The organism is Pseudomonas sp. BSw22131 (genome assembly GCF_026810445.1).
In the GTDB taxonomy this organism is placed as follows: domain Bacteria; phylum Pseudomonadota; class Gammaproteobacteria; order Pseudomonadales; family Pseudomonadaceae; genus Aquipseudomonas; species Aquipseudomonas huanghezhanensis.
On record NZ_CP113949.1, the window covers coordinates 3363992 to 3383463 of the forward strand.

The 19472-nt window shown below is 58.4% G+C and carries 21 protein-coding genes; 13 read left to right on the forward strand and 8 right to left on the reverse strand.

Annotation, left to right across the window (positions count from 1 at the left end; all coding sequences use genetic code 11):
• Nucleotides 1-48: 48 nt before the first annotated feature.
• Nucleotides 49-1080 carry an Ldh family oxidoreductase gene (locus tag OYW20_RS15085; RefSeq protein WP_268796759.1) on the reverse strand — a complete coding sequence of 344 codons (1032 nt, stop codon included), beginning with the start codon at nucleotides 1078-1080 and terminating at the stop codon, nucleotides 49-51.
• Nucleotides 1081-1413: 333 nt separating this feature from the next.
• On the opposite strand from OYW20_RS15085, the gene OYW20_RS15090 reads away from it, so the two are divergent.
• Nucleotides 1414-2142 (forward strand): aspartate/glutamate racemase family protein, encoded by a 729-nt coding sequence (locus OYW20_RS15090; protein WP_268796760.1) that lies wholly within the window; start codon nucleotides 1414-1416, stop codon nucleotides 2140-2142.
• On the opposite strand, the gene OYW20_RS15095 is transcribed toward OYW20_RS15090, so the two are convergent.
• From OYW20_RS15095 to OYW20_RS15105, 3 genes are all read right to left on the reverse strand, one after another.
• Nucleotides 2143-2580: a GNAT family N-acetyltransferase gene (locus tag OYW20_RS15095; protein ID WP_268796761.1), complete on the reverse strand. Its 438-nt coding sequence runs from the start codon at nucleotides 2578-2580 to the stop codon at nucleotides 2143-2145. It abuts the gene before it with no gap.
• 154 nt (nucleotides 2581-2734) lie between these two features.
• A complete protein-coding gene (locus OYW20_RS15100; protein ID WP_268796762.1) occupies nucleotides 2735-3001 on the reverse strand; it encodes a PepSY domain-containing protein in 267 nt (88 codons plus the stop codon).
• 104 nt (nucleotides 3002-3105) lie between these two features.
• Nucleotides 3106-3294 (reverse strand): hypothetical protein, encoded by a 189-nt coding sequence (locus tag OYW20_RS15105; protein ID WP_268796763.1) that lies wholly within the window; start codon nucleotides 3292-3294, stop codon nucleotides 3106-3108.
• Between the two features lie 192 nt (nucleotides 3295-3486).
• On the opposite strand from OYW20_RS15105, the gene OYW20_RS15110 reads away from it, so the two are divergent.
• Nucleotides 3487-5295: a monovalent cation:proton antiporter-2 (CPA2) family protein gene (locus OYW20_RS15110; RefSeq protein WP_268796764.1), complete on the forward strand. Its 1809-nt coding sequence runs from the start codon at nucleotides 3487-3489 to the stop codon at nucleotides 5293-5295.
• A 39-nt stretch (nucleotides 5296-5334) separates the two neighbouring features.
• Here the strand turns inward: OYW20_RS15110 and OYW20_RS15115 are convergent, their stop codons facing one another.
• A complete protein-coding gene (locus tag OYW20_RS15115) occupies nucleotides 5335-6549 on the reverse strand; it encodes a molybdopterin molybdotransferase MoeA (protein WP_268796765.1) in 1215 nt (404 codons plus the stop codon).
• Nucleotides 6550-6553: 4 nt separating this feature from the next.
• Nucleotides 6554-7093, reverse strand: coding sequence for a molybdenum cofactor biosynthesis protein B (gene moaB / locus OYW20_RS15120; protein WP_268796766.1), 540 nt, complete (start codon nucleotides 7091-7093; stop codon nucleotides 6554-6556).
• Nucleotides 7094-7171: 78 nt separating this feature from the next.
• Between moaB and mobA the strand changes: the two genes are divergently transcribed.
• Together mobA and OYW20_RS15130 are read left to right on the forward strand one after the other, a co-directional pair.
• A complete protein-coding gene (gene mobA, locus OYW20_RS15125; RefSeq protein ID WP_268796767.1) occupies nucleotides 7172-7753 on the forward strand; it encodes a molybdenum cofactor guanylyltransferase MobA in 582 nt (193 codons plus the stop codon).
• 102 nt (nucleotides 7754-7855) lie between these two features.
• Complete coding sequence (locus OYW20_RS15130) at nucleotides 7856-8080, forward strand: YgdI/YgdR family lipoprotein (protein WP_268796768.1); 225 nt, start codon at nucleotides 7856-7858, stop codon at nucleotides 8078-8080.
• Nucleotides 8081-8179: 99 nt separating this feature from the next.
• Here the strand turns inward: OYW20_RS15130 and OYW20_RS15135 are convergent, their stop codons facing one another.
• Nucleotides 8180-9070 carry a pseudouridine synthase gene (locus tag OYW20_RS15135; protein WP_268796770.1) on the reverse strand — a complete coding sequence of 297 codons (891 nt, stop codon included), beginning with the start codon at nucleotides 9068-9070 and terminating at the stop codon, nucleotides 8180-8182.
• A 516-nt stretch (nucleotides 9071-9586) separates the two neighbouring features.
• Between OYW20_RS15135 and OYW20_RS15140 the strand changes: the two genes are divergently transcribed.
• Nucleotides 9587-9853 carry a hypothetical protein gene (locus OYW20_RS15140; RefSeq protein ID WP_268796771.1) on the forward strand — a complete coding sequence of 89 codons (267 nt, stop codon included), beginning with the start codon at nucleotides 9587-9589 and terminating at the stop codon, nucleotides 9851-9853.
• 37 nt (nucleotides 9854-9890) lie between these two features.
• Here the strand turns inward: OYW20_RS15140 and OYW20_RS15145 are convergent, their stop codons facing one another.
• A complete protein-coding gene (locus OYW20_RS15145; protein WP_268796772.1) occupies nucleotides 9891-10139 on the reverse strand; it encodes a glutaredoxin family protein in 249 nt (82 codons plus the stop codon).
• Between the two features lie 289 nt (nucleotides 10140-10428).
• Here OYW20_RS15145 and OYW20_RS15150 point away from each other — a divergent pair, with 289 nt between their 5' ends.
• The 8 genes from OYW20_RS15150 (at nucleotide 10429) to OYW20_RS15185 (ending at nucleotide 19414) form a co-directional block, all read left to right on the forward strand.
• Nucleotides 10429-10743 (forward strand): DUF883 family protein, encoded by a 315-nt coding sequence (locus OYW20_RS15150; RefSeq protein ID WP_268796773.1) that lies wholly within the window; start codon nucleotides 10429-10431, stop codon nucleotides 10741-10743.
• A gap of 5 nt (nucleotides 10744-10748) precedes the next feature.
• Nucleotides 10749-11141 carry a phage holin family protein gene (locus OYW20_RS15155; protein ID WP_268796774.1) on the forward strand — a complete coding sequence of 131 codons (393 nt, stop codon included), beginning with the start codon at nucleotides 10749-10751 and terminating at the stop codon, nucleotides 11139-11141.
• Nucleotides 11138-11479 carry a hypothetical protein gene (locus OYW20_RS15160; RefSeq protein ID WP_268796775.1) on the forward strand — a complete coding sequence of 114 codons (342 nt, stop codon included), beginning with the start codon at nucleotides 11138-11140 and terminating at the stop codon, nucleotides 11477-11479. The genes OYW20_RS15155 and OYW20_RS15160 overlap by 4 nt, the downstream gene beginning before the upstream one ends.
• A gap of 121 nt (nucleotides 11480-11600) precedes the next feature.
• Nucleotides 11601-12764 (forward strand): EAL domain-containing protein, encoded by a 1164-nt coding sequence (locus OYW20_RS15165; protein ID WP_268796776.1) that lies wholly within the window; start codon nucleotides 11601-11603, stop codon nucleotides 12762-12764.
• A 71-nt stretch (nucleotides 12765-12835) separates the two neighbouring features.
• Entirely contained in the window at nucleotides 12836-14167 is a 1332-nt protein-coding gene (locus tag OYW20_RS15170; protein WP_268796777.1) for a deoxyguanosinetriphosphate triphosphohydrolase, read from the forward strand.
• Between the two features lie 282 nt (nucleotides 14168-14449).
• Complete coding sequence (locus OYW20_RS15175) at nucleotides 14450-14863, forward strand: response regulator (protein ID WP_268796778.1); 414 nt, start codon at nucleotides 14450-14452, stop codon at nucleotides 14861-14863.
• 280 nt (nucleotides 14864-15143) lie between these two features.
• Nucleotides 15144-15770, forward strand: coding sequence for a response regulator transcription factor (locus tag OYW20_RS15180; RefSeq protein WP_268796779.1), 627 nt, complete (start codon nucleotides 15144-15146; stop codon nucleotides 15768-15770).
• Nucleotides 15771-15778: 8 nt separating this feature from the next.
• Nucleotides 15779-19414 carry a transporter substrate-binding domain-containing protein gene (locus OYW20_RS15185; protein ID WP_268796780.1) on the forward strand — a complete coding sequence of 1212 codons (3636 nt, stop codon included), beginning with the start codon at nucleotides 15779-15781 and terminating at the stop codon, nucleotides 19412-19414.
• Nucleotides 19415-19472: the final 58 nt, after the last annotated feature.

The following is a 19472-nucleotide window of genomic DNA, read 5'->3' on the forward strand; positions in this document are numbered from 1 at the left end:
CACCAAACCCCGCCCATTTTCTTCGTCTTCAACGCTCTACCACGTGGTCTAGACGCCTGCCAGTTGCCTGAGATGATCCAGATCGAAACGGGGCAACCCGATGCCGCTGACCAAAGATTTAGCGCGCTGTGCGTAACGTCGGTCCCCCGGCATGCGCGTCTGCCCCACCCCATGCATTTGCCTCACCAGCTCTTCACTGCGCGCAGCAAAATCCTGCCCACGGCCTTTGTCGGGATCGATGACGATGATCAATTGACCGGTCCACGGGGTCTGCGCGCCGGGGTGTTTAGACCAGTCGAATTCGAACGAGAAATTCCCACCGGTCAAGGCGGCCGCCAGCAACTCGACCATCATTGAAAGGGCCGACCCTTTATAGCCACCAAATGGCAGCAGCGCTCCGCCGTCGAGGATGGCCTTCGGGTCGCAGGTTGGCTCACCTGCGCGATCCACGCCCATGCCCTCCGGCAGAAGGCGCCCTTCCCTCGCGGCGATCTGCACGTCACCGTGCGCGATGGCGCTGGTGGCCATGTCAAAGACGATCGGCTGACCGCCCGCCCGCGGCGCAGCGAAAGCGATGGGGTTGGTGCCGAACAATGGCTGCTGCGCATCATGCGGCACCACACACGTCATGCTGTTGACCACGCTCAACGCCACCAGACCTTGCTCGGCGAAGGGTTCGACATCGGGCCACAAGGCTGCAAAGTGGTGCGAATTACGAATCGCCAGAATCGCGATCCCGGCGCTCCGGGCCTTAGCGATCAGCAGCGCTTTCGCGACTTCAAGTGCGGGCTGGGCGAACCCGCCACCTGCATCTACCCTCACGAACGCGGCGCCCACATCTTCAACCTTCGGTACAACCTGCCCGTCCACCCAGCCGGCGGCCAGTGACGACAAATAGCCCCTGATCCGGAAAATCCCGTGACTGTGCGAGCCATCGCGCTCGGCGCTTGCACAGTTGTTCGCCAGCACGGCAGCCACTTCAGGCGAGGTGCCGTGACGCACGAAAATCTGCTCCAGCAGCGCTGTCAGTTCGACGAATGAAAGGGTCTGCAGCTCTACGTTGGCGGGTGGTGAAGACATCTGTAGCTCCGGTTGGTTTTTTTGAAGTGGAGTCAAGGCAGGAAGTCGCGGCATATCGTGAGCATCCGGTCGAGAGTACTGCGTGGCGGCAAACGGGTAAACTGCGTCACCTGCGGCTCCCTCAACGCCCGATCAAGGATTGACGATGCATTGCCAGACCCTCGTGTTAGGTGCCGGAATTGTTGGTGTCTGCTCAGCGCTTCATCCCGCGCTGACCGCTTTTTCTCACCGGGCGTTTTCTGATAAAGATTACTAGCCCTGCTTGCAGGCCTGATCGCTCAGGTTTTGCAGGCTCTTCACGCCAACGTGCCGATCGCCGCCAAAGGACCTCGCATGCGCATTCTCGTCGTCAACGTCAACACCACTGAATCCATCACCGAAGCCATTGCCGCTCAAGCCCGTTCCGTGGCGGCGCCAGGCACAGAAATCGTCGGCCTCACACCGCATTTTGGCGCCGATTCAATTGAAGGCAATTTCGAAAGCTATCTGGCGGCACTTGCCGTTATGGACCGCGTGCTGTCCTACGACCAACCGTACGACGCAGTGATTCAGGCAGGCTACGGAGAGCATGGCCGAGAGGGTTTGCAGGAACTGCTGGACGTGCCGGTGGTTGACATTACCGAGGCTGGCGCGAGTCTGGCGATGCTGCTCGGCCACGCGTATTCGGTGGTGACCACGCTGGACCGGACCGTGCCGCTGATCGAAGACCGATTGAAGCTCGCTGGCTTGTTTGAACGTTGCGCCTCGGTGCGCGCCAGCGGTCTGGCGGTGCTTGAGCTTGAGCAAGATCCGCAGCGTGCCGTCGACGCCATCGTCTCCCAGGCCGAACAGGCGGTGAGAGACGACAAGGCCGAAGTGATCTGTCTGGGATGCGGAGGTATGGCCGGTCTGGACGAGCAGATTCGCAAGCGCGCCGGAGTGCCGGTGGTGGATGGCGTGACCGCTGCAGTGATGCTCGCTGAATCGCTGGTACGCCTGGGCTTGTCGACGTCCAAGGTCAGGACCTACGCCAAGCCCAGGCCCAAAACAATCACGGGCTGGCCAGGCACCTTCAGGCGCTGACTATTTTTCCTGAGGTGTCAGGCGTTTCTGAAAAAAGAAGCGCTTGTGACCCGGTGGGTAGTCTTGAATCTGCCCAAACTCGCTGTAACCGTGCTTGCGATAGAACTCAGGCGCTTGAAAATCAAACGTATCGAGCCAGATGCCAACACAGCCTCGCTCACGTGCCAGATCTTCAGCCATGTTCATCAACGTGGTGCCCATGCCCTGCCCTCGCGTCTGTTCGGGCACCACCAGTAACTCAATAAACAACCAGCGATAGAGCACCCGTGCATGCAGGCCGCCAATGATGCTGTCGTCGTGTTCGTCGCGAACAAACAGCGCCAGCTTTTCAGACTGGCCATCGCCTGCCTGCGCCGCGTTGTAGCCCCTCAGCGGCTCAAGAATTGCCAGGCGTTCTTCTTCGGTTGGGTTGTTACTGAGTTCGATCCGCACGCTCATGCACTGCTTCCTGCTGACATTTAATGAAGGGAGCCAGCGTAGAGGCAACGCAGGTATCGGTAAAGAAGACTGTCGGGAGCGGTGCTGAAACGACAACAGCGCGAATCGGTCGCGCTGTTGCGGGGATGTAGCGTTGATCCAGCCGAGTGCTGAATCAGTCTTTCTGATCGCGAAGTACGTTGCCCGACATGCCGTCGATGCGGAACTCGTAGGTCAGGCTGTCGGCCTTGCGACCTTCGCCTTCCCAGTAACCGTGGTCATCGGCTTCGATCTTGTAGATCTCGGTGTAGCCGGCGGATTTGGCTTTTTCGATGGCTTTTTCGATCGTGATCCAGCCAGCAGCAGGCTTGTCGGCCAAGGCGACCTGAGCAGTGGCAAGGGCGGCGGTGGCGAGGATGGCAGCAGTAAGTTTCTTGATCATGTCAGAACTCCATTTCCCTTTTTGGGCGTTATTAATTGCGCAATTTTGGAGTTCACAGGGGAAAAAATAGTTCAGGTCATGATCTGTAACGCGGTGCGTCAGGCTCAGTGTTTGACCTTGCGCCGCAGGATGCCATTGAGCACTACCACCACGACCGCCACGAAAATAGCGATGTACTGGAAAGTTTGTTCGGTGATCACTCCGCTGTTCTGCAGATGCGACAGGCCCAGCATGATCGCCAGCACTGAAAGGGCAATGATGATGGAGTAAATCAAACGCTGCTTATTGGTCATTTCGGGTTCCTGGAATCTCGTGGAAATCATCCGCCGGGGCAAATGCGCGCCCATGGTACGCCGTTATGCATTGGCTGGCACCGTGGCGAACGAGATGCAGCGCTTTGCCGCGCCAGATCAGTTCGTCTGCCGTGGTTTAATACCGCTTGTTACAGCCCGTACCGTTTCGCCATCAACGCTGAGGAGTTCCCAATGCCCCATGAAGGCAGCCTGTTACAGGCGGCAGTCGTGTTTCTGTTCGCCGCCGTCCTGGCTGTACCACTGGCCAAGCGGCTGCAATTGGGCGCGGTCATCGGTTACCTGATCGCGGGGGTGATCATCGGCCCCGCCGTCCTCGGCCTGATCGGCAACCCGCAAAGCGTTGCGCACATTTCCGAGCTTGGTGTGGTTTTGTTGCTGTTCATCATTGGCCTGGAGTTGTCGCCAAAACGTCTGTGGGTGATGCGTAAATCGGTGTTTGGTGTAGGCCTGGCGCAAGTGCTGGTCACCGGCGTGGTGATTGGCGCAACCGCCTTGTTCGCGTTTGGACAACCCCTTAACACCGCCGTGGTGCTGGGCCTGGGGCTTGCGTTGTCCTCAACTGCGTTCGGCCTGCAAAGCCTGGCCGAACGCAAGGAACTCAATGCGCCCCATGGGCGTCTGGCGTTCGCTATTTTGCTGTTCCAGGACATCGCCGCCATCCCCTTGATCGCGATGGTCCCGCTACTGGCCGGCGCCGGTCACGACGCCAGTTCCGGCAACTCTTTGACTCACGGCTTGCAAGTGTTGGGCGTCATCGCAATCGTGGTGATTGGCGGCCGTTACCTGCTGCGGCCGGTGTTCCGCATCGTCGCCCGGACCAAGCTTCAGGAAGTCTCCACCGCCACCGCCTTGCTGGTGGTGATCGGCACAGCATGGCTGATGGATCTGGTCGGCGTCTCGATGGCGCTGGGCGCGTTCCTCGCCGGGCTGCTGCTGGCAGACTCCGAATACCGGCATGAGATTGAGTCGCAAATCGAGCCGTTCAAAGGGTTGCTGCTGGGGCTGTTTTTTATCAGCGTCGGCATGGGTGCGAACATCAGCCTGCTGTTCAGCACCCCCGTCACCGTTATCGGCCTGACGCTGTTGCTGATCGCACTGAAACTGCCGCTATTGTTTATCGTCGGCAGGCTGGCCGGAGGCCTCGGTAAACAGAGCGCATTGCGCCTGGGCCTGGTGTTGGCAGCAGGCGGCGAGTTCGCGTTTGTGGTGTTCAAGATCGGCCGTGATCAAGGGCTGTTTGAAGCGCGGCTATACGACCTGCTGGTGCTGACCATTACCTTGTCGATGGCCGTGACGCCCTTGCTGTTGCTGGCGATGGCGCGGTGGTTGAAGGGTAAAACGGTGGCCAGGGAAGTCCCTGAGGAATACCGCGATATCGAGTCCGACAACCCGCGCGTGGTCATCGCAGGCATGGGTCGGATGGGGCAGATAGTGGCGCGGATTCTGCGTGCGCAAAATATCTCGTTCGTGGCGCTCGACACGTCGGTTGAAACCATCGAGTTCACGCGCAGCTTCGGCAATGCTCCGGTGTTTTACGGCGACCCTTTGCGCCCGGAAATCCTGCGGGCGGCGAAGGTCGATCAGGCTGAGTTTTTCGTCATCGCGACCGACGATCCAGACGCCAATATCAAAACCGCCGAACTGGTACGCAAGCTCTACCCGCACATGAAAATCATCGCCCGGGCACGCAACCGCCAACACGTGCATCGCCTTATGGATGTGGACGCTCAGGCCATTAGGGAAACGTTCTATTCGAGCCTGGAGATGACTCGGCGCACGCTGGTTGGCCTGGGTTTGAGCCAGGCCCAGGCCGATGCACGCATCAGCCGGTTCAAACGCCACGATGAGAAAGTGCTCAACGCCCAACACTTGATTTACGACGACGCAGTCAAGGTCAAGCAAAACGCTTTGGAGGCGCGCAAGGAGCTCGCCGAACTGTTCGAAGCCGACCGACTCGACGAGGAAGCGGCAAAAAACTGAGCCCTTGTTACGCCGTTGGGCACAGCGCAGTTGCCGGGGTTAACCCAGCACTTCGCTCATCGGGATGAAGTTCAGCAGATCACCCGCTGCCACTGTGGTGCCTTCTCGTACCTCGATAAGGCCATCGGCCCACGCTGCGCTGCGCAGGACGCCGGAGCTCTGGTTGCGATAAGCGACCACACGCCCCTGCTCCAGCCGACCGCGCAAGTATTCCCGGCGATTGCCTGGTTTGTCCCAGACGAAGCCTGCGGGGACCTTGAACTGGAGGGGTTGGACTTTTTTCACCCCAAGGCGTCTCAGCAGATAGGGACGGGCCAACAGCGCGAAAGTCACCAGCGTGGACGCAGGATTACCCGGCAGACCGATGACCGGAACGCCACGGAAATGCCCGAATGTCAGCGGCTTTCCGGGCTTGATCGCAAGCTTCCACAGCGACAACTCACCCTCTTCGCGCAATGCTTTACCGAGAAAGTCCGCCTCGCCCACCGACACTCCGCCGGTGGACAGGATCAAGTCGACCTCGTGCAAACCAACCAGCGCCGCGCGGGTTTTATCCATGTCGTCCGGCAGAATACCGGCGTCCACCACCTCGCACCCCAGACGCTGGAGCCAACTGCACAGCAGCACACGATTGCTGTTGTAGATCTGCCCCGGTCCTAACGGCTGCCCCGGTTCGATCAACTCGTCGCCAGTGGACAGCACCGCCACGCGGGGCCGGCGTACCACGTCCAGATGTGCCAGGCCCATGGTTGCCGCCAGCCCCATTTCGATCGGCCCCATGACGGTGCCAGCGTCGAGCACCGTATCGCCAACTGTGGTTTCCTGACCTTTTGGCCGGATGTTCTGCTGCGCTTGCATCTTCTCGGTAAAACGCACGCGCTCATCGCTCAGCACTTCAGCGTTTTCCTGCATCTGGACGCAGTCGGCGCCTTCGGGCACGGGCGCGCCGGTGAAGATGCGTGCACAGGTGCCCGGCTGCAATGGATCAGGGGCTTGTCCGGCGAAAATGCGCTGGCTGACGATGAGCGGCTCGCCGGTCCAGTCGCTGAGGCGCAGCGCATAGCCGTCCATGGCGCTGTTGGGCCAAGGCGGCAAGTCCAGGCTTGAAATCAGATCGTCGGCGAGCACACGCCCATGCGCATCGGCAAGGCTCACGTGTTCATGCTCGCGGATCGGCGACGCTTCGGCCATGGACATCAAGCGCGCCATGGCCTCTTCCACCGGCATCAAGCCGCGCTTTTCAGGTTCGCTCATGGGACTAGCCTCGGGTCGCGCACAGTTCGGCTTTTTTCAGGTGCGAGACGAAGTTGCAGGGACGGAACCGAGAGTCGAGTTGCTGGGCGAGAATACCGTCCCAGCCGGTGCGCACGGCGTTGGTGGAACCCGGCAAGCAGCACACCAGCGTGCCATTGGCCAGGCCCGCCAAGGCACGTGACTGGATAGTCGAGGTGCCAATGTCTGGCAGGGATATCTGGCGGAAAAGCTCACCGAAACCGTCGACCTGTTTGTCGAGCAGGCAGGCTACCGCTTCGGGAGTGCTGTCGCGGCCGGTAAAACCCGTACCACCTGTGATCAGCACTACCTGCACGTCGTCGTCGGCGATCCAGGTCGCGACCTGAGCGCGGATCTTATACAGATCATCTTTGAGCAGGACGCGTTCGATGAGGCCGTGACCGGCTTCGGTCAAACGGTCTACGAACATCTGTCCTGAGGTATCGGTGTCGCGGCTGCGGGTGTCGCTGACAGTCAGAACGGCAATATTCAAGGGTACGAAAGGTGTGTCTGCCTTGGCTTTCATCGGCTAGGTCCGGTTGTAGTGAAAACAGGCCGGTGTTATATCACAGCACCTGTTTTTCCCGCGCCGGTTGAGTCCTCCATGAACGCCATTTCTGACCTTCCCCCCTGCTCTGTTTTGCTGTTGGCCGGTGGTCGTGGCCAGCGCATGGGCGGACGTGACAAGGGCCTGGTTGAATGGCGAGGTGAGCCTCTGATCGCCCACGCCCAGCGCCTGGTGCGACCGTGGACGGACGACCTGATCATCTCGTGCAACCGCAACCCCGAGCGCTATCTTGCTTATGCGGATCGCCTTGTCCATGACGACCAGTCCGACTTTCCGGGGCCTTACGCAGGAATTCGGGCTGGCCTTGCGGCGGCGGTGCACCCATGGCTTTTGGTGCTGCCCTGTGACGCGCCGCTGCTGGATAGCGGACTTATAGAAGGTCTGCGCATCACCGCTCAGGCGCATCGGGACAAACCGGTGATGGTGCGTCAGGGCGAGCAATGGGAGCCGTTATTGTGCATTATCCCGCTTGCACAATCGGGCGCGTTCGAACGCGACTGGAATGAAGGCCAACGCAGCCCGCGCTATACCCTGTCAAGACTGGGCGCGGTGGCGTTTCAATGCGATGCTGGCGATCCGCGTCTTGCTAACTTCAACACTCCGGATTTACTGACCTGAATCATCTTTTGAGGTGACGCAACTGAATTTCATGGAACTTAGCCGGTCGCGCCCGCGTCAGAAACCCCACTACACAAAGAATTCCATTCTGGAGACACTGTAATGAAACAACGGACTATTCCCGCAGCCTTCTTGCTCGCACTGAGCCTTGCTTCCCTCGCTGGTTGCTCGTCGCCCACTGTGATCACGTTGAATGACGGCCGTGAAATCCAAGCCGTTGACACTCCGAAATATGACGAAGACTCAGGCTTCTATGAGTTCAAGCAACTGGACGGCAAAGAAACCCGCGTCAACAAAGACCAGGTTCGTACCGTTAAAGATCTGTAAGTCCGCAAACACCAAAAAACCCGCTTCGTGCGGGTTTTTTTATGTGCGCCTCTCAGGCCGATCCGAGCGATGCGTTACGCGCCAAGTGGGCTCAAGCCATCACCAGTCCAGTGTCAGCTCGCTGCGGAACGCCCTTTCCTCACCCGTCAGCGGGTCGATAAATCGCAAGGCTTGCGCCAGTAGCTTCAGCGGTTGATCAAAATCATCGACCGCGTCCTCCAACACATTCGGATAGAACGGATCGTTGCAGATGCCTGCGCCCAGCGCCGCCATGTGCACGCGCAACTGATGCTTCTTGCCTGTAACCGGATACAGCGCGTAGCGCCACAGCGCCCCATTGCGCTCAACTACCTCAATTAGCGTTTCGGTGTTGCTGGTGCCCGCGCCTTCCTGCATGCGAAAAAACGGTTCGCCCTCAACCAGGCGGGTCTTGTGAACCCGCGGGAACTCAAGGCCTGGCAATGCGGGGGCGATGGCCTCGTAGCGCTTATGGATGGTGCGGGTCGGGAACAACGCCTGATAGGCCGAGCGCGTTTTCTTGTTGGCCGAAAACAGCACCAGGCCTGCGGTGTGTCGATCTATGCGGTGCAACGGCACCAGATCAGGGTTGGCAAGCGTGCGAATCAAACGCCTGAGCAGCGTTTCCTCAACGTACTCCCCCGCTGGCGTAACGGGCAAAAAGTGTGGTTTGTCCGCGACTACCAAATGCTCGTCTGCGTACAGAATTGACTCTACCACCGGGATCGGCGTCTCGTTGGGCACTTCCCGAAAGTAATGAATGCGCAGCCCTTCGCGGTAAGCAAGATCAACGGAAATCGGTTTGCCCTCGCCGTCCAGCACTCGTGCACGGGCGATACGGTCAAGCCACTGCTCCCGGGTGATCGCGCGAAACCGGTCACAGAGACAGTCGAGCACGGTGGCCCATGCGCCGGGCGGCAGATACAGCGTGCTGGCCTGAAGATGAGCGGCGGAAAAAACAGATTCAGACATGCGTGACTCAGCATTGATGACAGGGGGCGTTGCAGGACACGCATTATCACCCAGTGCCACGGCGCGGCGCGAGCGCAGACGCTTTAAGCACTCTGCAAGTGATCAAACGCACTTGGGCGCAGGATGCTTACAGTGACCGCATCCGACAACCGCTCTGGCCCGACCGTTCGAGCGGTGTGCGACGACATGACGCAGTCCGAAACGGCACCGGTTATCAGACAACTACATGACACATCTGGAAGCCGATTTTGATTTGTTCTAAAATGTTTCGAAATCGGCAAGCAGGCGTCACAACGAACGACAACGATCACTTTCATCGTCGAATTCGAAAGCGCAGCTGGACCTGAGACCATAAAAAGAAAGCCCGTCATCGACGGGCTTTTTTCGTTTTCAGAATGTGATCAGCGCGCCACGCCTGAACGCCGTGCCTTTTTGCGTCGGCACTGGAGACTCTCGACTTATGGAGCTGCCACTGCCCTGCCACTGTTTTATTTTTCAACTTTCGAGGTCACGCCCATGCTGGTTCAACTGCTTCAATGGATAAAACGCATTGCCACCCGTACTGCGCCGCAGAACGACGAGAACTACTCCGAAACCTTTTCCGGTGAACAGAGCGACGTGGGCCGGTGGACCTTTCTGTCGATCTTCATCGCATTCACCCTCAGCCTCTACGTCGTCGCAGGCCTGGGCTACTACGCCAAGGTCCATGTCTGGGACAGCATGACTGAGCAGCAGAAAGAAGCAGTTGCCAAAGCTATGGTCGTGGACACTCAATATCTGTAAATCTTTGTTGCCCTCCCTGCTGCAAGGCGCTGACCCGTTACCCGCTGGTTGAGCGCAAGAACTCCACCACCTGCCCGGCGTCGAACGGCCAATCCAGTTCGGCCCCGGTGTCGGTGCGTCGCAATACGGGAATCCTCAGCCCGTAATCCTCGGCCATGACGTCGCTTTCTGCGATATCAATCAATTCAACCAAGAGTCCGTGCTCGATCAAGGGCATCAATTCGGCTTCGGCAATTTCACATAAATGACAACCCACGGTGCTGAACAACTGGCATTCAGGTGGCATCAGCGCGCCCTCAAAAAGCAAGTGGAGACGTCAGTTTAGGCGCGCCTGCCGACAGCGTCGAGACGCAGCCGCGACCCTCCCCCAATCAGGCCAGCGCACCTTTTAAAGGCGCGTCATTTGGCTCGCGACCCGCAACAGGGCGCGAATACCGATGCTCTCCTCCCGCCGAATCATAGGGCTGAAGTGATCACTGTTAGGCCCCTGCTTTGCAATTGGGACTGCAATTGAAATGAACCTTCAGTAATCAGCCATACTCGAAAACCCATATTGCAACCTAACGGAGAAAACCATGGCCCGCCAAACCGCAGAGAAAGCCCAAGACATCTTGATGGCAGACTTCCAGACGCTGGTTGCCGACACCGAAAAGCTGCTGGCACACACAGCATCCCTGGCCGGCGACCAAGCGGACGAGCTGCGCGGTCAGATTCAGGAAAGCCTGCTGCGTGCCCGGGAAACCCTGAAGTTGACGGAAGATGCGCTGCGCGAGCGCGGCAAAGCTGCTGTTGTCGCGACTGAAGATTACGTACAGAGCAATCCGTGGCAGTCTGTCGGCATCGCAGCCGGTGCAGGCTTTCTGCTGGGTCTGTTGGCCACAAGGCGCTGAACGATATGACACTGGGAACGGAATCCGGTCCTTCTTCGACCGATAACAGCTCTTCACCTCGCCGGCTCGGTGCGGCGTTTCTGGGCCTGCTGCACAGCCATATCGAGCTGTTCGGCATTGAACTGCAGGAGCAAAAAGCACGCACGGTCAGCCTGCTTTTGTTCGCGGGTCTGGCACTGGTGTTCGCCTTACTTTTACTGATCGGGTTGTCGGCGTTGTTCCTGATTCTGGTCTGGGACAGCTACCGCCTGATGGGTATCGTTGCGCTGTGCGGTTTCTACACCCTGGCTGCTCTGTTTTGCGCGATGAAACTAAAGTCAGCGATTTTCGATGAGTCCTCACCCTTCCACTCCACCCTGGAAGAATTGGCCAACGACCGCGAGCGATTGATGCCATGAGCCAGCCCGAATTGCCAAAGACCCATAATCGCCGCGAACTGCGCAAAGCGCTGGTTCGCCTGCGCATGGAAATGCACAGGCAAGAGATCCGTCACGAGTCCACACAACTGATGCGCCCCTTGCATCGAGTGCGCGGCATGACTCAAGACTGGCAAGGCACCCTTGGTATCAAACATGCGCCGCTCTGGGGTGTAGGTATTGTCTCCCTGCTGGGCTTCCTGACCGGCAAAGGCGCCCGCAGCAAGCGAGCCGGTAGCGTTGGCCGTCTGGTCAAGCTCAGCGCAACGTTGTTGCCGCTGCTCAAAATGGCGATCCAGGGCAGCAATCGCCAACGCTGAGCTGGCCATTTGGCTGCATTCTTGCAGACACATTTCTGATCGATCCTTTCTCCATTGGTCCGCCAATGGAGAAAGTTAGTGTGCGTAAAAAATAACGACTATTCCCCACTGAGGAGGCCACGTGTTCGATGGGCACCCGCTAGCCTGTTTTCAGCCGTTCATCGATACCGCAACTGGCCGCATTGCAGGCATCGAAGCCTTGGGACGTCTGCGTCTGGAAAACGGCCGGTTGCAATCGGTCGGACCACTGTTTACCGACCCTAAAGTCTCTGGCACCGCGCTGCGCCGCCTGGATCGACTGATCCGCGACGATGCACTGAGCCGCCTGCACGAAGCACCCGACGACTGGTTTCTGAGCCTCAATATCTCTCCGCGCTGGATCAGCCGCCTACGCGCCGGCCAGCCGTTGCCAAGTCTTCAGCAATTGCAGCTGCATGGCATCGCACCGGAGCGCATTGTCTTCGAAATCACCGAATTAGGCGGCGACAGTCATTGCTTGAGCGAGGTGGTGGCGCGCTACCGTGAGGCGGGCGCACGGATCGCCATCGACGACTTTGGCGCAGGCTATTCCCAGCTGGATCGGGTGCTGGCGTTACAGCCTGACATCCTCAAACTGGATATGCAGCTGTTCCAGGCGGCCGCGCGTGGCGGACCCAGCAGCGATGTAGTAAAGGCGCTGGCGCAGATGGCCGAGAAAACAGGCTGCTGGATTATCGCTGAAGGGGTTGAGACCGAAGCCGAGCTTCAGTTTGCGCTGGAGTGCGGTTCGCGTTATGTGCAGGGCTTTCTGTTTGCACAGGCCGAGCTGGACTTTTTCTCTGCCGATGCGTTCGTCGACCAATTCGCCACGTTACGTGACCGCTATGTGTTGCAGAAAGTCGGTGAACGCGAGCGGCTGATGAGTCTGCGCAAGCAGTTGTCCAGGTTAATGAATCTGCTGCAAGCCTGGGCAGAAAATCACGACCCGCTGACGTCTCTGCCGCCGATGGATGACTTCCCCTGGCTGCTGCGGTTTTATCAGTGCGACCGCCATGGCACCCAGCTCACACCCAATCTGGAATGGCGCGACGGCAGCTGGCAGGCCGACCCCCGGTATCTGGGGCATAACTGGTCCTGGCGCCCGTATTTCTATCACCTGCTGGCCGAGGGTTGGCATGAGCGGCGGCTGACGCTGTCGACCACCTACCGGGACGCTACCAGTAACCAGTATTGCCTCACTGCCGGGCAGTTCTGCGGCAACGGCGAGCGATTACTGTTGATTGACGTCGATGCAGCGGGATTATGAGCCAATTGCACTTGCGGGGGGCCGGTCGAAGCGGGAAGCTAGGCCGATAATTACCCGATGGAGTAAACGCCTTGGATTGGCAAACCCTGCTTACCCGCGAGCGACTCGGCAAAACCCTGCACAGCCCTGAAGAACTGGGGCGCAGCCCGTTTCACAAAGACCATGACCGGATTATTTTTTCGGGCGCTTTTCGCCGTCTGGGGCGCAAGACTCAAGTTCATCCCGTCACCAGCAACGACCACATTCATACCCGCCTCACCCACTCGCTTGAAGTCAGCTGCGTAGGCCGCTCGCTCGGCATGCGCGTTGGGGAAACCTTGCGTGATGCCCTCCCCGAGTGGTGCGCGCCAAGCGATCTTGGCATGGTCGTGCAATCGGCCTGTCTGGCGCACGATATCGGTAACCCGCCCTTTGGCCACTCCGGTGAAGACGCTATTCGCAACTGGTTCAAACAGGCCGCCGGACGTGGCTGGCTTGATGCAATGAGCGACGTCGAACGCAACGACTTCCTTAACTTTGAAGGCAATGCCCAAGGTTTTCGGGTGCTCACCCAGCTTGAATATCACCAGTTCGAAGGCGGTACACGGCTGACCTACGCGACCCTCGGGACCTACCTGAAATACCCGTGGACTGCCCGTCACGCCGATTCCCTTGGCTACAAAAAACACAAATTCGGCTGCTACCAGAGCGAATTGCCCATCCTCGAACAGATCGCCGCCAAACTCGGTTTGCCACAGATAGAGGACCAGCGCTGGGCCAGGCATCCGCTGGTGTACCTGATGGAGGCCGCCGACGATATCTGCTATGCCCTGATCGACCTCGAAGACGGGCTGGAAATGGACTTGCTCGAGTACGCCGAAGTCGAAGCGCTGCTGCTGGGGCTGGTGGGCGACGACCTGCCAGAGACGTACCGCCAACTGGGGCCGGACGATTCCCGTCGGCGCAAACTGGCGATTTTGCGCGGCAAAGCCATCGAGCACTTGACCAACGCGGCGGCCAGAGCGTTTGTAGAGCAACAGGACGCTCTGCTGGCCGGCACGCTGCCAGGCGACCTGGTGGAACACATGCACGGACCGGCCAAGCGCTGCGTCCTTGATGCCAAGGACATGGCGCGCAAGAAAATCTTCCAGGACAAACGCAAGACGCTGCATGAGATCGGCGCGTACACCACGCTTGAGATCCTGCTCAATGCGTTCTGCGGGGCGGCGCTGGAGCAATTCGACGGCCGCACCCCTTCATTCAAAAGCCGTCGTATCCTCGACCTGCTGGGTAACAACGCGCCCGACCCAGCCTGGCCGTTGCACACCTCGTTTCTGCGGGTGATCGATTTTATCGCAGGCATGACCGACAGCTATGCCAGCGAGATGGCCAGAGAGATGACCGGTCGCAGCAGCCCGGTATAAGTGCCCGACAGGCTGAAAAAAAACCCGATTCCTATCATGAAATCGGGTTGTGCCTTCACCGGATCTAGAAACGCCTTTGGCAACTTCGGAAGCTTCCTACGCCAATCGGAGAATGCTCCTATCGCGGCAGCGTCGTCTCTATCCAATACTCGCCCCGCTTGCGCGCATCCCCAAAGCGATTCGTGGTGCCGCAGGCTCCCCCACAGACGCACGCATTCAGGTGCGATCAAACGCAGCACGAACAGGCCTGTCTAGAATCGCCGATTCTCCGGAACCCCCCCGATGCTCAAAAAAAATCTTCGCATTCTGCTGGTGGAAGACCACCCCTTCCAGCTCATCGCCACGGAAATCCTGCTGAACCAACATGGGTTTTATCGGCTGACGCCCGTCCTGACCGCCAAAGACGCTTTGCTCGCCATGGAGTCCAGTGAGATGCCCTATGACCTTCTGTTGTGCGATCAGGGTCTGCCTGACATCAGTGGTCTGGACCTGATCGAAGAAGCCACCCAACGCGGATTGATTATTCAGGCCGTGGTGTTCAGCGGAAAGGCTCAGCATGATCTGGACGAGGTTGCCCGCCATGCTACCGAAAGAGGCCTGCCGCTACTGGGCTGCCTGAGCAAACCACTTTTCGCACCGGATCTTTACAGGTTGCTATCGTGCTCGGAAAGTCATGACGGGGCTGACGACGAGTAACTTTGGCGCGGCGACTTTTTTACTCTGTAGTCAGTAGGCTTTAGGTATGTAGGATAATTCCTAAAGGAAATAACCGTACTATTCAGCAATAACCATTTCGATGAAGAATCAGCACTACCACGATTAAAGTTTTCGCTCCACGTGGGTATTTACGTACGCCGATACGCTAATTCACGTAGGAAACTTCCTATATCTCCCCAGCAACCGTGTCTGTTCATGTGACTGCTGCAACAACTGAGATAAGGTGCGCGCTATCTTCACTGCTGACATGGATTAAAGTATGAATTCAGTATTTATCATTGACGATCACCCGGTTATTCGCCTGGCTATTCGTATGTTGCTCGAAAATGAAAATTACAAAGTGGTTGGTGAAACAGATAACGGCGTCGACGCAATGCAAATGGTTCGCGAGTGCATGCCTGACCTGATCATTCTCGACATCAGCATCCCCAAGCTGGACGGCCTCGAGGTGCTGGCCCGATTCAACGCAATGAACCTCCCGTGCAAAATTCTGGTGCTCACCGAACAGACCCCTGACCTGTTCGCTATTCGCTGCATGCAGTCAGGGGCGGCGGGCTATGTATGCAAGCAGGAAGACCTCAGTGAGCTACTTAGCTCGGTCAAAGCCGTATTATCCGGCTACAATTACTTTCCCAGCCAGGCTCTGATGGCCTGCGCGCGCGAAGATGGTCAACCGAGCGAAATAGAGTTATTCAAACTGGTCAACGACCGCGAATTAATGGTATTGCAATTATTCGCTCAAGGGCGCACCAATAAAGAAATCGCCAAAGGAATGTTTCTCAGCAACAAAACAGTCAGCACGTACAAGACTCGTTTAATGCAAAAGCTGAGGGCAAAGACGCTGGTAGAACTTATCGAGATGGCTAAACGCAATTCGTTAGTGTGAGAGATAGGATGTCAAACGGCTTAAAGGACTATTGGACGCTGACCCTGTTCGCCTGCCTGGGCTTTATCGCTCAGGCGCACGGCGCGGTGGCTGAACGCTATACGCTGTTGAGCCGATCCAACCCAGCCCACATGGACGTGACGCTGGACCGGACGCAATGGCAGTGGGTACGCAGCAAGCGAGAGCTGGTTCTGGGAACATCTGCCCCGGACTACCCGCCCTTCGACATGACCTTGACCGGGCATGATTACGAAGGGTTCACGGCCGACTACGCGGGCATCATCGCGCGAGCGCTGGATCTGCCCGTAAGGGTCCAGCGCTACGAATCCCGAGACGCTGCAGTTGATGCGTTGCAGCGCGGGGAAATCGACCTTCTGGGCAGCGCCAATGGCTTCGAGGCCAGCCAGGGCAACGTCACCCTGTCCACACCCTACGCAGTCGATCAACCCGTACTGGTCACGCGGATCGGCGAAAACCGTTCGCTCAGCGATGACCTCAACGGCTTGCGCCTGAGCATGGTTTATCACTACCTGCCGCCCAAGGACATCGCCGCGCTCTATCCCAAGGCTCGCCTGCAGACTTTCCCTTCGTTTCAGAGCGCAATCAATGCGGTGGCCTTCAACCAGGCGGATGTGTTTCTCGGCGACACCATTTCCACCCATTACCTGATCAACAAGGGCTATCTGAACAACGTGCAGATGGCCAACTTCGGCAAGCACGAAGCAAATGGTTTCAGCTTCGCCACGCGCACCGACAACGCTCCACTGGTGCAGATCATCAATCTGGTGCTCAAGGGCATCCCGGTCGAAGAGCGTATTGCCATCTCCAAGCGCTGGGGCGCGGGCAGCGATCTGATGCTTACCGACCAGAAACTGCAACTCACTCAACGCGAAGAACGATGGATCGCCCAGCATCCGACCGTGCGGGTGGTGATCAACGACGCCTACGCGCCCCTGACGTTCTTCGACGCCAACGGCAATTTCCGCGGCGTCACCGCCGACCTGCTGGAGCTGGTGAGATTACGCACCGGACTGAAGTTTCAGGTCACTCATGCGCCCAGCATGAACGACATGATGAATCAGGTAACTCAGGGCAAGGCAGACATGATCGGCGCGATGGTCCCCAGCGACGAGCGTGAAAATCGTTTCAGCTTCAGTCGTCCCTACCTGGACAACTCGTTCGTGCTCGTCACCCGCAAACGGCCTTCCAGCCCTGCCAATCTGGAGCAGCTTGCCGGCAAGCGCGTCGCCCTGGCATTGGGCAGCCCGCTCCTTGAATACCTGAAAGAGGCCTGGCCGGATATTTACCCGGTCGAGGTCGACAATCCCTCCCAAGCACTGGACATGCTGGCCCACGGACGGGTCGAGGGCGCGATTACCTCCTTGCTCAGCGCCAGCTATTACTTGTCGTCCAGAGCTTTGCAGGATTCGCTGCAGATGCGGGTCACCGTGGGTAATGTGCCAGCCAGAATCGCCATGGCGACATCACGCAATGCGACGGAGCTCAGCGGCATCCTCGACAAGGCGTTGTCGAGCATCGCGCCCGAGGACCTGAGGGTCATCAACAACCGCTGGCGCTCCTACATCCCGGCAAATCAGGGTGCGTGGCACGATTACCAGCTACTCATCTACCAGATCGTCATCGGCGCGGGCGTCTTGTTGCTGGGATCGCTGGCCTGGAATGCCTGGATGCGCCGTCAGATCAAACAACGCGAGCGGGCTGAGCGAGCGCTCAACGATCAGTTCGAATTCATGAGCGCGCTGGTCAATGGCACGCCGCATCCGATCTACGTTCGCGACGCCAAAGGCCTGCTGAAGATTTGCAATGACAGCTACCTCGCGGCCTTCGCCGCGAAACGTGAGGATGTCATCGGCAAAAGCCTTCTGGACGGCGTGTTGAGCGACACGGATGAAGCCCTGGGTTACGTCGCGGACTACCAAAGGGTGATGGAAGAGGATGCACCTCTCGTGTCGGACAGGTCGCTGCACATTGGTGAGCGCAACCTGACGATTTACCACTGGATCCTTCCTTTCCGTGATTCGCTTGGCAAGGTGCAGGGCATCATTGGCGGATGGATCGACATCAGCGAACGCCGTCAGTTGATCGAGGAGTTGCAGAACGCCAAAGAGCTCGCCGATGAAGCCAATCGCGCGAAAAGCACTTTTCTGGCGACCATGAGCCACGAAATAAGAACGCCGATGAATGCCGTCATCGGCATGCTTGAGCTGGCAATCAAGCGCGCCGACAAAGGGCAGCTCGACCGTCCCGCCATCGAAGTGGCCTACAGCTCGGCCAAGGACCTGCTGGAATTGATCGGCGATATTCTCGACATCGCGAGGATCGAATCCGGCCGCCTGAGCCTGAGCCCGGAGCGTGCCAATCTCCGGCAACTGGTTGAATCCGTGGTCAGGGTGTTCGACGGGCTGGCGCGCCAGAAGAGCCTGACCCTGGCCCTGGATCTGGACGCCAGCATCAATACCGACGTCCTCATCGACCCGCTGCGGTTCAAGCAGATTTTGTCCAACCTCATCAGCAACGCCATCAAGTTCACCGAGCAGGGGCAGGTCAAAATCAGTCTGCATACTGAAGATGGGCCCTCACCTGAGTGTTTGCGAGTGCACGTGAGTATTCATGACAGCGGTATCGGTATCAGCCAGGAGGACCAGCAGCGTCTGTTCGAGCCGTTTGCGCAGGTCGACAATTCCGGACAACTGGCAAGAACCGGCGCCGGGCTGGGCCTGGTTATTTGCCGCAGCCTGTGTGAAATGATGGGGGGGACCCTGAGCCTTGGAAGCCAGCCCGGACAAGGCACGCGCGTCGACATGACCTTCGACCTCACCACGCTGGATGTGCTCGAATCGCATTCGACTCCCCGCGACGTGACGCCCCATTCCTCCGCCCGACTGGACATCCTGATCGTCGACGATCACCCGGCCAACCGATTGCTGCTGATTGAGCAACTATGCTTTCTGGGGCACCACTGCCAAATGGCCGTGAACGGTATCGACGCCCTGCAACGCTGGCGCAGTGAGCATTTCGACCTGGTCATCGCCGACTGCAACATGCCGGTGATGAGCGGCTACGACCTGACACGCAGCATTCGAGAGCAAGAACGCCTTGAATCCCGTCAACGCTGCACGATACTGGGCTACACCGCCAACGCGCAGCCGGAAGAATCGCAGCGCTGTCGAGACGCTGGCATGGACGATTGCCTGTTCAAACCCATCAGCCTGACCACGCTCAATGAGCGGCTGTCAAAAGTCGGCGTTCTCTCCCGCTACGTCCGCCTGAGTGATCCGCTGACTTTTTCTCCCGAGAGCATCGCAGCCCTTACAGGTGGCCGTGAAGACCTTTCAAAAAGGCTGATCGAACAACTGTTCACCAGCAACAGTGCAGACCGCGTGGAACTCATGGCACTTGTGCCTCAGGGTGATCGCCAGCAATTGCGCGACATGGGCCATAAAATAAAGGGCGCTGCGAGAATCATCAGCGCCCGGCACGTCATCGACATGTGTGAAGCACTGGAGGATGCGTGTGATGAGAACGAGGCGGACGACATCATCTTTGCTCGTCAGACCGCGCTCGACACAGCGCTTAAACAACTGGAGCACGCATTGAGGGCTCATCTGGAGAACGCCATTTAATTGCGAACGCTGGATGAAAATCAGAGTGGAGGGAAATCTGGCGGAGCGAAAAAACAGA